Annotated in this window: 13 protein-coding genes and 2 tRNA genes; 4 read left to right on the top strand and 11 right to left on the bottom strand. The window is 62.3% G+C overall.

Annotated features, from left to right (window positions below; translation table 11 throughout):
- Positions 1-13 precede the first annotated feature (13 nt).
- The 9 genes from ACSS7Z_RS13625 to ACSS7Z_RS13585 all read right to left on the bottom strand — a co-directional run bounded on the left by ACSS7Z_RS13625 (position 14) and on the right by ACSS7Z_RS13585 (position 7,261).
- Positions 14-217: a ferredoxin gene (locus ACSS7Z_RS13625; RefSeq protein ID WP_438255409.1), complete on the bottom strand. Its 204-nt coding sequence runs from the start codon at positions 215-217 to the stop codon at positions 14-16.
- Between the two features lie 27 nt (positions 218-244).
- Entirely contained in the window at positions 245-1,288 is a 1,044-nt protein-coding gene (locus tag ACSS7Z_RS13620) for a fatty acid desaturase family protein (protein WP_438255408.1), read from the bottom strand.
- A gap of 118 nt (positions 1,289-1,406) precedes the next feature.
- Positions 1,407-2,510 (bottom strand): epoxide hydrolase family protein, encoded by a 1,104-nt coding sequence (locus ACSS7Z_RS13615; protein WP_438255407.1) that lies wholly within the window; start codon positions 2,508-2,510, stop codon positions 1,407-1,409.
- A gap of 56 nt (positions 2,511-2,566) precedes the next feature.
- A complete protein-coding gene (locus ACSS7Z_RS13610) occupies positions 2,567-3,343 on the bottom strand; it encodes a hypothetical protein (protein WP_438255406.1) in 777 nt (258 codons plus the stop codon).
- The gene (locus ACSS7Z_RS13605; RefSeq protein WP_438255405.1) at positions 3,340-3,888 is read right to left on the bottom strand and encodes an NUDIX hydrolase; all 549 of its coding nucleotides are present in this window, start codon (positions 3,886-3,888) and stop codon (positions 3,340-3,342) included. Before ACSS7Z_RS13605 ends, ACSS7Z_RS13610 begins: the two co-directional genes overlap by 4 nt.
- 7 nt (positions 3,889-3,895) lie before the next feature.
- A complete protein-coding gene (gene clpX, locus ACSS7Z_RS13600) occupies positions 3,896-5,164 on the bottom strand; it encodes an ATP-dependent Clp protease ATP-binding subunit ClpX (protein WP_438255404.1) in 1,269 nt (422 codons plus the stop codon).
- A gap of 104 nt (positions 5,165-5,268) precedes the next feature.
- The gene (deoC, locus tag ACSS7Z_RS13595) at positions 5,269-5,973 is read right to left on the bottom strand and encodes a deoxyribose-phosphate aldolase (RefSeq protein WP_438255403.1); all 705 of its coding nucleotides are present in this window, start codon (positions 5,971-5,973) and stop codon (positions 5,269-5,271) included.
- 30 nt (positions 5,974-6,003) lie between these two features.
- Positions 6,004-6,645: an ATP-dependent Clp protease proteolytic subunit gene (locus ACSS7Z_RS13590; protein WP_438255402.1), complete on the bottom strand. Its 642-nt coding sequence runs from the start codon at positions 6,643-6,645 to the stop codon at positions 6,004-6,006.
- Between the two features lie 19 nt (positions 6,646-6,664).
- Positions 6,665-7,261, bottom strand: coding sequence for an ATP-dependent Clp protease proteolytic subunit (locus ACSS7Z_RS13585; RefSeq protein WP_438255401.1), 597 nt, complete (start codon positions 7,259-7,261; stop codon positions 6,665-6,667).
- 149 nt (positions 7,262-7,410) lie between these two features.
- Here ACSS7Z_RS13585 and ACSS7Z_RS13580 point away from each other — a divergent pair, with 149 nt between their 5' ends.
- Positions 7,411-8,310 (top strand): hypothetical protein, encoded by a 900-nt coding sequence (locus ACSS7Z_RS13580; RefSeq protein ID WP_438255400.1) that lies wholly within the window; start codon positions 7,411-7,413, stop codon positions 8,308-8,310.
- 94 nt (positions 8,311-8,404) lie between these two features.
- Here ACSS7Z_RS13580 and tig read toward each other — a convergent pair whose 3' ends face one another.
- Both tig and ACSS7Z_RS13570 read right to left on the bottom strand, forming a co-directional pair.
- A complete protein-coding gene (tig, locus tag ACSS7Z_RS13575) occupies positions 8,405-9,898 on the bottom strand; it encodes a trigger factor (RefSeq protein ID WP_438255399.1) in 1,494 nt (497 codons plus the stop codon).
- A gap of 64 nt (positions 9,899-9,962) precedes the next feature.
- Positions 9,963-10,036: transfer RNA gene (locus ACSS7Z_RS13570), tRNA-Pro, on the bottom strand.
- A 121-nt stretch (positions 10,037-10,157) separates the two neighbouring features.
- On the opposite strand from ACSS7Z_RS13570, the gene ACSS7Z_RS13565 reads away from it, so the two are divergent.
- The 3 genes from ACSS7Z_RS13565 (at position 10,158) to ACSS7Z_RS13555 (ending at position 12,096) form a co-directional block, all read left to right on the top strand.
- Positions 10,158-10,231: transfer RNA gene (locus ACSS7Z_RS13565), tRNA-Gly, on the top strand.
- A gap of 20 nt (positions 10,232-10,251) precedes the next feature.
- A complete protein-coding gene (locus tag ACSS7Z_RS13560) occupies positions 10,252-11,394 on the top strand; it encodes a hypothetical protein (RefSeq protein ID WP_438255398.1) in 1,143 nt (380 codons plus the stop codon).
- Positions 11,395-11,532: 138 nt separating this feature from the next.
- The gene (locus tag ACSS7Z_RS13555; protein ID WP_438255397.1) at positions 11,533-12,096 is read left to right on the top strand and encodes an alternate-type signal peptide domain-containing protein; all 564 of its coding nucleotides are present in this window, start codon (positions 11,533-11,535) and stop codon (positions 12,094-12,096) included.
- The last annotated feature ends 3 nt before the right edge of the window (positions 12,097-12,099 follow it).

Genomic DNA, 12,099 nt, shown 5'->3' with positions numbered 1-12,099 from the left:
GCTGATGGGCGACTCACTCAGAATTTTCAACGTGGATCGTCGCTGACGGGCACAGTTCCGCCGCTTCGCGAACCGCCGCCCATTCGGATTCTGGCGGGTTCGCGTCGAGAAGCCGGACGAACCCGCCGTCTTCGTCCCTGTTGGCGAACACCCGGGGCGCAGTCCTACTGCAATGCGCCGAGGCGATACAGGTGGTCGGGTGCACGGTGACCTTCATGATCTCTACTCTCGTTGTCGTGGTTGCTCATCCGCGATACTCGCGGACCAGCGGACAGGTATACGGGTCACGGTTCATGTGCCCCACCTGGTTCAGGTAAGCGAGAATCGTCCGAAACGACTGACTGAGTGTGGCTTCTTCGTAGGGGATGTCGTTGGCCGCACAGTGTCTGCGGACGATCTTCTGCAGGGCAGGAAGACTCGGTCGCGGCGCCTTCGGGAACAGGTGGTGCTCCACCTGATACTCCAGGCCTCCCATGAAGAAGTGCACGAGCGGACCACCGCGCACGTTCCGCGACATGCGCACCTGGCGCCGCAAGAAGTCGATTTTCGCGTCATGCGGAACCGTGGGCATCCCGATGTGGTTGGGCGTGAACGCACCGCCGAGGAGGAATCCGAACACGGCCACCTGCACCGCCGCGAAGGCCGCAGCCATGAGCGGCGGAAGGACAAGGAAGAGGAACGCGAGAAAGCCGACGATGCGGATTCCGACGAAGAGGATCTCCGTCCAGCGATGCGTCACATTCTTGCCGACGAGGATCGTCTTGACCGAGTCAACATGAAGGGAGAACCCTTCGAACAAGAGAAGCGGGATGAAAAAGAATCCCTGGAATCGGCCGATCCGTGACAGGAATCCCGTACGCCCATCAGTGCCTTCTGGGGTGAAGGAAAGCACGCCCGCCCCCACATCCGGATCCGAACGCTCCTTGTTCGGATTTGCGTGATGACGACCATGCTTGTCGACCCACCAGCCGTAGCTGAGGCCGGTGAACAGACCCGCGAGAACCCGGGCTGTCCAGTCGTTCCAGCGACGTGACTCGAACATCTCCTGGTGAGCCGCCTCATGACCGAGGAAGCCGAGTTGCGCCATGCACAACCCGAGCAGCGCTGCCAGGATCAGCTGGAACCAGGTGTCTCCGAGAAGAATCACGCCTACGAGAATCACCACTGCCGACAGCATCCAAAAGAGCATCATTGCCCAGTAGAAGCCGTAACGCCTGCGCATCAGATCGGCCTCATTCACCTCTGCCGCAAGTTGATGGTAGGCCTCCGTATACCGCTCGTCATGCATCGTTGCTCCTGTGATCACCGCCAGCGCAGTACAAATACAACATCTGTCGATGCTAACCAGTGGCGCTCGAATGATGCCACCCCTGGACCCGTTGCTGCGGGACAGGGATACTACGCACTCAGAGCAGTCCGAGCCCGGAGGCGAACTCGCGCATCCTCGTCGCCATTGCCTCCGGCACCTCGGCGATCGCGAAATGCCCACCCTCCGGCATCCGTCCGAAGGAACGCAGGTCGCGGTAATACGCCCACGCAACGCTCTCGGGGTAGTCATACTCGTGCCGCTGGATTGCGACTGCGGCTGGCACCTCGACGGGAGGGATGCGCTCATACTCGCCGCCGTCGAAGTAGCTTCGGAAAGAGGTTGCAATGCTCTGCGTCGACCAGTAGATCATCGCCTCGGTGAGGATGCGATCGCGCGAGATCCTGCGCTCGAGCAGCTCTGGTCGAGCCGTCGGAGTATCGCTCCATTCCACAAGTTTCTCGGTGATCCATGCGATGAGACCCGCCGGAGAATCGTTCAGAGCCGCGGCAAGCGTGTCCGGACGTGTCCCCTGGACATGCCCGTAGGCACCGTCCGGACCGCCGCTGGCAGCGAGGCGTGCAAAGAACGCGCGAGCGGCCGGGTCTTCCGCGTGCGCCCGTTCCTCATCCGTGCCGAAATGCGCATGTGTCGCGAAGATGCCCTGCACGCTTTCAGGGTACGTCGCCGCGATCAGATCGCTCACGTTGGCGGAGAGGTCCTCTCCGTAGGTGAGATACCGTTCGTAGCCCAGTGTGTCGCTCATCAGCGAGTGCATCAGCCGAGCCATCACGCCCTCTGACATGGTTCCGTCGTACGCAGCAGAGAATGCGAATCCGGGCAAGCTCGGGACGACCACGTGGAAATCAGGAAGCAGCCGAGCGAACTCGAGCTGAAGCGCGAAGGTGTGCGGCCACCCATGCATCACCAGCAGCACAGGAGCATCAGCGCGTTCCGAGCGCAGATGAACGAAATGAATATCGGTGCCCTCGACCTCGGCGATGAACTGGGGGTGCTCATTCAACCATCGCTCGCGCGCGCGCCAGTCAAACACGGCCCAGGCTTCGACGAGCTCGCGCAGATAGGCCGCCGACAGCCCGGACTGCGGGCGCCGGGGTGAGTCCGCAAGCAGGCGCGCATGCAAAAGCCGCTCGCGCAGGTCATCGATGATGCCATCAGAGATCGAGATTCGGAAGCTTCGCATGGCGTCACCTTAGACCGGAGCGCCGACATCCGAGGCGATGAGCTGTGTCTGCGGAATCAGAGTGGCGGCGCGGTATACAGCTGCGTCGAGCAGCCTTGCTCACCAGGTTGGAGCCAGGTCTGGTCGTACGAGGGGGCGAGCAGAGCCCCCGTTGCATCCTTGACCCGCAGAATGCAACCCGTCCCCGGTCGCACGCCGACGGCAACGACAACCTCTCCCGCTTCGGTTTTGACGACCTCGATCGTGAACTCCTCCCCCGGAAACTCGGCGCGCAAGCGGTCGGCCACTGTCGAACCGGGAGCGTCTATCAGGATTTTTTCCACCCGCTCCGCGGCGCCGTCTGGGAGGACCGGGCGGTTCGAGGCCGGGGGTGTTCGCGGTTCTGGAAGACCGTCGCACGGGATCATTTCCAAGCGGACATCCTCACCTAGCGCAATCGTGTAGCGGTAGCACTGCACGGCCGACCCGGCCGAGTTGAACGGTCCGTAGTATCCACCGATGGAGTTCTCCGTGACGCTTGCGCTGAGGCGGGCTTCGATCGTGCCTGTCTGCTCGAGTCCGATCGCCCCCGTCCAAGTCAACGGTTCGACCGTCGCAGCACGCGAATGGAATCTTTCGGCGGCCACCGTCTCTGCATCAATCGGCTCACGGATGCCGTCAAGGTCCTGAGCCAGAGCACGAGCGACGTCCTCGACCCGCGCGGCAGCAAGCTCGTCACCATCCCGATCTCGCATAGCTGAGATGAGGATGACCACGAGGACGACCGCGACGACCACGACCGTCAGTACCGCAATCGCGAAACTCACCCCCAACTTTCGCACGAGCGGGCTCATCGCCACCTCAGCAGCTGCATCGCCTTGTACCAGGTGAGCTGATGGAAACTCTGCAGCAGCCGCTCGCCGGCCTTTGCCAACGGCACGACGCGTACGGAAATGAGTTCGCCGGCATCGAGCGATTGTGCCGCCACCTGTGTACAGTCGCGAGCGAGGAAGTGGTGAACGCGGTTCGTATGGTTGCCGAAGTTCGCCCAGGTGGCGCCGAGGTCAATGATCTCGCTTGCTTCGCAACCTGTTTCCTCGCGAAGCTCCCTCGCCGCAGCGTCCTGCGGCAACTCTCCGGCATCGACCGCTCCACCGATCGTGCCGAGCGCCATGACGCCCGCGCCGTGTCGGTACTCCTCGACGAGCATCGCATCACCGTCGGCGTTCAGCGCGAGGACCGAGATCCACTCCGCTGGCTCCATTACGTAGTACGGCGCGATTGTGCGACCGGCGGCATCCAGGCACGTGTCTGCACGCAGTCGGATCCAACGATCGGCCACGACGATCTCGGAATCAACCACCGTCCACGGCGCAGGCTGTACCCGGGCCGCAGTCATCGTCCGCTCAGGCGCTCTTGCGCTTGCGCTCCAACACGACCGTGGGTGCCGCGCCATCGTCAACAGCCTCGCGGGTGACAATGACCTTCTTCACGTCTTCCGCCGACGGAATCTCGAACATGATCGGGCCGAGCACATCTTCCAGGATCGCACGCAGACCGCGCGCACCTGTCTTGCGCTCCACTGCAAGATCGGCGATCGAGCTCAGCGCATCGTCGTCGAACTCGAGCTCCACACCGTCGAGCTGGAACATGCGCTGGTACTGCTTGACCAGGGCGTTGCGAGGGCCCGTGAGGATCTCGATCAGCGCCTTCTGGTCGAGCGGCGTGACCGATGCGACCACCGGCAGTCGACCGATGAACTCGGGAATCAATCCGAACTTGTGCAGATCCTCGGGCAGCACCTCGCTGAACAGATCGAGGTCTTTGCTCTTGTCATGCAACGGTGCACCGAACCCGACGCCGTGCTTGCCTACCCGCGAGGAGACGATGTCTTCCAGCCCGGCGAAAGCACCAGCGACGATGAACAGCACGTTCGTGGTGTCGATCTGCAAGAACTCCTGATGCGGGTGCTTGCGACCGCCCTGCGGTGGCACCGCCGCGACAGTCCCCTCGATGATCTTCAGAAGCGCCTGCTGCACGCCCTCGCCGGAGACGTCACGAGTGATCGACGGGTTCTCCGACTTGCGAGCGATCTTGTCGATCTCGTCGATGTAGATGATGCCCTGCTCGGCACGCTTCACGTCGTAGTCGGCGGCCTGGATGAGCTTCAGGAGAATGTTCTCGACGTCTTCACCCACGTAACCTGCTTCGGTAAGCGCTGTGGCATCGGCGACGGCGAAGGGTACGTTGAGCCGCTTGGCCAGAGTCTGCGCAAGGTAGGTCTTACCGCAGCCGGTGGGGCCGATCATCAAGATGTTGCTCTTCGCGATCTCGACTTCGTCGGCCTTCTGCTCGGCGAGCTGCAGGGTGCCATGCGCACGAACGCGCTTGTAGTGGTTGTAGACGGCGACAGACAGCGAGCGCTTGGCCTGCTCTTGTCCGACGACGTATTCCTCGAGGAAGCTGTAGATCTCGCGCGGCTTGGGCAACTCGAAGTCCGCGACGCCCTCGGCCGAGGATTCCGCCATGCGCTCTTCGATGATCTCGTTGCACAACTCGACGCACTCGTCGCAGATGTACACACCGGGGCCAGCGATCAGCTGCTGCACCTGTTTCTGGCTCTTTCCGCAGAATGAGCACTTGAACAGGTCAGCGCTTTCACCGATTCGGGCCATGCGCGTCCTCCTTGGGGAGACTGAGAAACTCCTTCGAGCCTAACCGCTACCTCCGACACTGCGCCGCATTGGCACGGTCGGAGCGCACACTCCCGTGTCGATTGTCAGTAGTCGCTGGCTGCCTCGACGTCTTCGACGATTGCGCGGGTGCTCGAGACGCCCAGGCGTGTCGCGCCCGCGGCGATCATGGCCTCGGCAACCTCACGCGTGCGAATTCCGCCGGAAGCCTTAACCTCGAGACGGTCGCCGACGGTGCTCTTCATCAGCTCGACCGCATGAACGGATGCTCCACCCGCCGGGTGAAAACCGGTCGATGTCTTCACGAAATCCGCTCCGGCGGCTTCTGCCGCGCGGCTGACGGCCACGATGGCCTCATCGCTGAGCGCCGCCGATTCCATGATCACCTTGAGCACGATGGGCGCGGGAGCAGCTTCCCGGACGGCGCGGATATCGGACTCCACTCGGGCGTAGTCAACATCGATCGCGGCTCCGATGTCGATGACCATGTCAAGCTCGTCGGCACCCTGTGCCACCGCAAGCGCAGCCTCTGCAGCTTTGATCTCTGAGTGGTGCTTACCGCTGGGGAAACCGATCACGACAGCCAGCTTCAATCCCTCGGGCAGATCGATCGGGAGCATCGACGGCGACAGGCACACACTGTAAGCGCCGAGCTCGGCTGCCTCTGCAATGGTCGCGGCGACATCAGCTCGGGTTGCCTCCGGCTTCAGAAGAGTGTGGTCGGCGTAACGCGCGAGGTTCTGCGTCATGAGTGTTCTCCTTGAGATCTGGATCGGACAGAAGTGGGTCATCGGCACGATGGCCGATGACCCACATCTCGATTAGGACCGCTTACGCGTCGTCAACACCTGGTCAACGACACCATAGTCAAGAGCCTCAGCCGCGGAGAGAATCATGTCGCGGTCGATGTCCTTGTTGACCTGTTCAACGGGCTTGCCTGTGTGCTTGGCCATGGTCTCTTCGAGCCACGTGCGCATGCGCAGGATCTCGGCTGCCTGGATCTCAATGTCCGACGCCTGACCGTGCCCTGCTTCACCCATTGCCGGCTGGTGCATCAGCACGCGGGCGTTGGGCAGAGCGAGCCGCTTGCCTGGTGCTCCTGCTGCCAGCAGCACCGATGCGGCAGAGGCCGCCTGGCCGAGAACGACAGTCTGAATCTGCGGCGCAACGTACTGCATCGTGTCGTAGATCGCCGTCATCGCGGTGAAGGATCCACCGGGTGAGTTGATGTACATCGTGATGTCACGCTCGGCGTCCTGGCTCTCGAGCACCAAGAGCTGCGCCATGACGTCGTCAGCGGAGACGTCGTCGACCTGTACGCCCAGGAAGATCACGCGATCTTCGAAGAGCTTGTTGTACGGATCCTGACGCTTGAAGCCGTACGCCGTGCGCTCCTCGAACTGCGGGAGCACGTAGCGGCTGGAGGGCAGGTTGCCAGCGGATTGGAAAGTAGGGGTGTACATAGATATCCTCTCGAATCCGTTATTCAGCCGAGTCGGCGGTGCCGCCGCCGCCAATGACATCGGAGGCCGACTCGCGAATGTGATCGACGAAGCCGTACTCGAGCGCCTCAGCTGCTGTGAACCAACGGTCACGGTCACCGTCTTCGTTGATCTGCTCGACGCTCTTCCCGGTCTGTGCGGCCGTGATCTCGGCCAGACGGTTCTTCATCGAGACGATCAACTGGGCCTGCGTCTGGATGTCACTCGAGGTGCCACCAAAGCCACCGTGCGGCTGGTGCAGCAGAACACGGGCGTTGGGCGTGATGTACCGCTTGCCCTTGGTCCCAGCAGTGAGCAGCAGCTGCCCCATGGACGCCGCCATGCCGATGCCGACCGTGACGATGTCGTTGGGCACGAACTGCATCGTGTCGTAGATCGCCATACCCGCGGTGATCGAGCCACCGGGCGAGTTGACGTAAAGATAGATGTCCTTCTCCGAGTCCTCTGCGGCGAGAAGAAGAATCTTCGCGCAAATCTCGTTGGCGTTATCGTCACGCACCTCTGACCCCAGCCAGATGATGCGGTCCTTCAGCAGTCTGTCAAAGACGCTTGTCGCGACAAGGGGTTCTGCAGCCATTTCAGCTCCTGTTTCCGTGTTCGGTGATTCGAATCTACCGGCGCACGCGCCGCGCTCAGGCCGTGTTCGCCGTCGGCATATCAGCGTGGCGCACCAGATGAACGATCGCCGAGTCAGCAAACCGGTTCAGACGCCGGTAGCGTCGAGGTATGAGTGATACCGCACCCCTGCTCGGACTGCTGCTCGATGTCGATGGCCCGATCGCCAGCCCTGTGACCCGCACGGTCGCGATCCGGTCGATTGTGACCGATCTGGTGGAGCTTGCCGGCGCTGGCATCCCGATCGTTTTCAATACCGGACGCTCCGACGCTTTTCTGCGCGAGGAAGTCGTCATGCCGCTTGTCGCCGCCAGTCTTCCCGAGCATGCGCGGGTTTTCGCCGTGTGCGAGAAGGGTGCCGTGTGGTTCGCCATCACTCCCGAAGGTGCTGGCGAGATCGAGGTGTCGCATGAACTCGCGGTTCCGGCATCCTACGCAGAATCGATCGAAAAGCTCGTCGGGGAGCGATTCGATGATCACATGTTCTTCGACCGCACCAAGCGCGCCATGGTTTCGATCGAGCAGCACACGAGTATCGACAACGCCGCCTACAAGGTGCGACAAGTTGAGTTCGACGCCGCGGCCTTCGATGAGATGGGCCGGCACGATCTCGGTATCGAACACAATGGCGTGATCGCGGCGGATGCTGTCGGCGACGTCGGGTACCGCATCGACTCGACGATCATCTCCACCGATATCGAATCGGTCCGGCTCGGCAAGGATCTCGGCGCAATGCGCGCGATCGAGATGCTGCTGCCGAATGGCCCGCTGCCTCAGCAGTGGCGCACGGTGGGCGACTCGCGCACCGACTACGCGATGGCCGACTGGCTACACGAGCAGGGCTTCGTTGTTGCTCATGTCGATGTGCGGCCGGCCGATGGCATTCCGGAGACGCCCTACCCCGTACTGACCGCCGGAGAGTTGATCCACGACGAAGCAGGGGCTGCGTTCCTCACGCGCTGGGTCGAGATGGTGCGCGGCACGGCCACGCACGATACCGACGTGCGCTGAGCTCCTCGAGAGCGAGTTCGTTCTCGAAGCTTCACGCTTCAACGCGAAAGGACGGATGCCGAAGCATCCGTCCTTTCGTCAAATTTCAGCGCGATTACTCGGCTGCGTCAGCCTTCTTCGCCGGAGCCTTCTTGGCGGCCGGCTTCTTCGCAGCGGGCTTCTTCGCGGCCGGCTTCTCGTCAGCAGCCTCAGCGTCAGCAGCCTTCTTGGCAGCCGGCTTCTTGGCGGCGGCCTTCTTCGCCGGAGCCTTCTTCACAGCAGGCTTCTCATCGGCGGAAGCGTCAGCCGACTCAACAGCCTCGTCCTCGTCATCGACGGCGACCAGGCTCGACAGGTCCACGGGCTTGCCGTTGGTGTCGACCACGTTGACCTTGCCCAGAGCAATCGCGAGCGCCTTGTTGCGGGCGACCTCGCCGACCAGTGCGGGCAGCTGGTTCGAGGACTGCAGCGCCTCGACGAACTCCTGCGGAGCCATGCCGTACTGCGCAGCGGACTGGATCAGGTACTGGCTCAGCTCTTCCTGCGAAACCTGCACGTCAGCCTGCTCGGCGATCGTGTCGAGGAGGACCTGCGTGCGGAACTGCTTCTCGCTGGCCTCGGTGACCTCAGCGCGGTGCTCGTCATCCTCGAGGCGGTTCTCACCTTCGAGGTGGTTGTGCACCTCGTCTTCGATGAGCTGCGGCGGAACGGGGATTTCAACCTTCTCGAGCAGCGCCTCGATGAGCTTGTCGCGTGCGGCCGAGCCCTGTGCGAAGACGGCCTGCTCGCTCACGCGCTCGGCGAGGCTGTCGCGCAGCTCAGCGATGGTGTCGAACTCACTGGCGATCTGAGCGAAGTCGTCGTCTGCCTCAGGAAGCTCGCGCTCCTTGACAGCCTTGACGGTCACGGATACCTCTGCCTCGGCGCCGGCGTTGTCGCCACCGACGAGCTTCGAGCGGAACGTCGTGTCCTCGCCAGCGGTGAGCGACTCAACGGCGTCATCGATGCCCTCAAGCAGCTCGCCGGAGCCGACCTCGTAGGAGACACCCTCGGCGCGGTCGATCTCGTTGTCGTCGATCGTGGCGACCAGGTCGAGCTCAACAAAGTCGCCCTTCGCTGCCGGACGGTCGACGGGGATGAGCGTGCCGAAACGGGCGCGCAGCTGGTCAAGCTCAGCGTCCAGCGCAGCGTCGTCAGCTTCGACTGCGTCAACGGTCAGCGTGATCTCGTCGAACGCGGGAACCTCGATCTCGGGGCGCACGTCCACCTCGACATCGACGAGCAGGTCTCCAGAGAAGTCCTTCTCGTTCGGCCACTGGGTGATGTCAGCGGACGGACGGCCGACGACGCGCAGCTTGTGCTCGTTGGCAGCCTCGCGGAAGAACTTGTCAAGCGACTCGTTGGCAGCGTGCTCGATGACGGCGCCACGGCCGATGCGCTGGTCAATGATAGGAGCGGGGACCTTGCCCTTGCGGAAGCCGGGGATCTGGACGTCCTGCGCGATGTGCTCATACGCGTGCGCGATGCTGGGCTTCAGGTCGTCCGGGGTGACCGTGATGGTGAGCTTCACCCGGGTCGGGGTCAGCTTCTCGACGGTGCTATTCGCCATGCTTGTGTGTCTCCTTTTGGATTTCCGCGCAACGGCGCGGCCGTGAGGTTTTAGGGGGCCGTTGTCGGGGCGACAGGATTTGAACCTGCGACTTCCCGCTCCCAAAGCGGGCGCTCTACCAAGCTGAGCTACGCCCCGGTCGATCCCGTAGACGGGAACGGCCTCGTCGAGTCTAACGGACAGGAACACTCTCAACGTCCGCTATGCTAATCAGGTCCGGTTTTGACCGGGTTCGGTCCCAGAGCTAGTCGATGGGTCCGGGGCTGTAGCTTAGTGGTAAAGCCTCTGTCTTCCAAACAGATGATGCGAGTTCGATTCTCGTCAGCCCCTCCACTTCTTCGGAAGGATGCGCCGTGACCGAGTCACCAGCTCCTCCGGGTTCAGCACGACGCACCATTGTCATCCGCCTAGCAGTGACTGTTGCCGTGATCGGCATTCTGTTCGGGGCTGTTCAGCTGACAGCGAATCTGCTTTATGACGACGCGCGACGCGCATTCGATTCGCTCGCAACGGATGCCGAGACCAGTCGCTCATCCTTGGTCGAAGCCGTCGACGAACTTCACGAGGTCAGCAAAGCTGGAGAGAGCGTCACCGCCACAGCCAGCGTCTGGCTGATGGATGCTGAGGCCAAGCAGAACCTCGCCACTGCTGTTGACGACGCTGCGCCCGTGGTGGAGCAGATGACCTCGACGGCAGGCGAAACCGCGCCCACTGCGGCGACGAAGCCCGGGTGGGCATGGGAATTGTTCGGCGCGACAGCGCAGCTCAATGCCGATTCTTCGACGACCGTCCGACTGATCGACGATTACAGGTCGGCGGGTCAGGATGCTGCGGCCGCCACGAGTGTGCTGCAAGAAGCGGGCACCGCCGCTGTAACCTCGGCAACCGAATCAGCCGAACAGTTCGAGGCCGACCATATCTCGGCGCGCAACCCCGACATCGTGGCTTTTCGCGCTGCTACTCAACGCCTGACTCGGTCTTCCGATGACTTCTCCGCCGAAGCATCCACCGCTTACTTGGACATGGAACAGGCAGCTGCCGCCATGCTTACATCCGAGCATGCCGAACTCATGGAGAAGAGTGGCCCGCTGAACTCCGCTCGAGACGAGGTCGAGACCTTCGCTCGCAGCCTCGCACCCGGCCTCCTTCTTGACTTCGACTGGGCACCGCTCGTCAACGGATTCGGGGATGCAGACAGCATGGGCGGTTACGCAAGTTGGTGGTACGGCGACCCCGGGTACGCGAATATCGAGTTGTCGAACTCGGTGGCGGAACGCTGGCCGAGCGAGCGCAGCAGAGCCCTGGTCGCGCATGAGGTCGGTCACGCGATCAGCGTTCGATGCGAGGGCGCATATGACGATTCGTCACAGGACAAGGTCGAGGACTGGGCGACAGCGTGGGCCATCAGCATGGGCTACCTCAACCGAGCCAACGGAACATCCACTTACGGCACTCCCCCGCAAGAACTGATCGACGCTGCCGCTGCATGCCGTTAATGAGGCCGATTTGCATGCGTTCGCATATGGATTTGGTATGCTGATGTTTTTACCGATATCGACCAGGGCCCCAACGGGGGTTATGGTGTCGAGTAACAGGGCGTCCTACCCAAACGCCCACTATGAGGGGGATCCATCATGACCGAAGCTGTAGCCACACCTAAATCTGTCAGTTCTCGCACGAAGGCGATCATTGCCATCGCCGCCGGAGCCGTTCTCCTGCTCGGCGGCGGCACCACGCTCGCGTACTGGTCGACGACACAGACGCTAGCCGGCGGAACCGTCGCCAGTGGTGACCTCGACATCCAACCCGTCGGCGGACAGACGTGGACCCTTGTCGGAGAGGACGGTACAGAAGTCGTCGTCACCGATCTGTCCACCATCGACATCGTCCCCGGCGACACGCTTCAGCTCACCGGTGATTTTGCGCTCACCCTCATCGGTGACAATCTCGTTGCCGACCTCACCGTGTCTGACGTGGCTAATCTTCCCGCTGGTATCGTCACACCCGTTGTTGTGAACGTCGAGGATTCAACGGGCGTCGCCTTCCCCGGTACCGGGTTGACCAGTGACCTGAATGGGGAGACTGTCAGCGTCAACGTCGACTTCCAGTTCGATCCCCAAACCGTCGGCACCGACTTGCAGCTGACCGATTTTACTTTCGAGGACATCACGTTGACGCTCACGCAGGTTCAACCGTAAGGC

It is taken from the genome of Microbacterium wangyouchuni (genome assembly GCF_051546305.1).
In the GTDB taxonomy this organism is placed as follows: Bacteria; Actinomycetota; Actinomycetes; order Actinomycetales; family Microbacteriaceae; genus Microbacterium.
The sequence above is the reverse complement of the archived record's forward strand: the minus strand, read 5'-3'. Positions and strand labels throughout refer to the sequence as shown.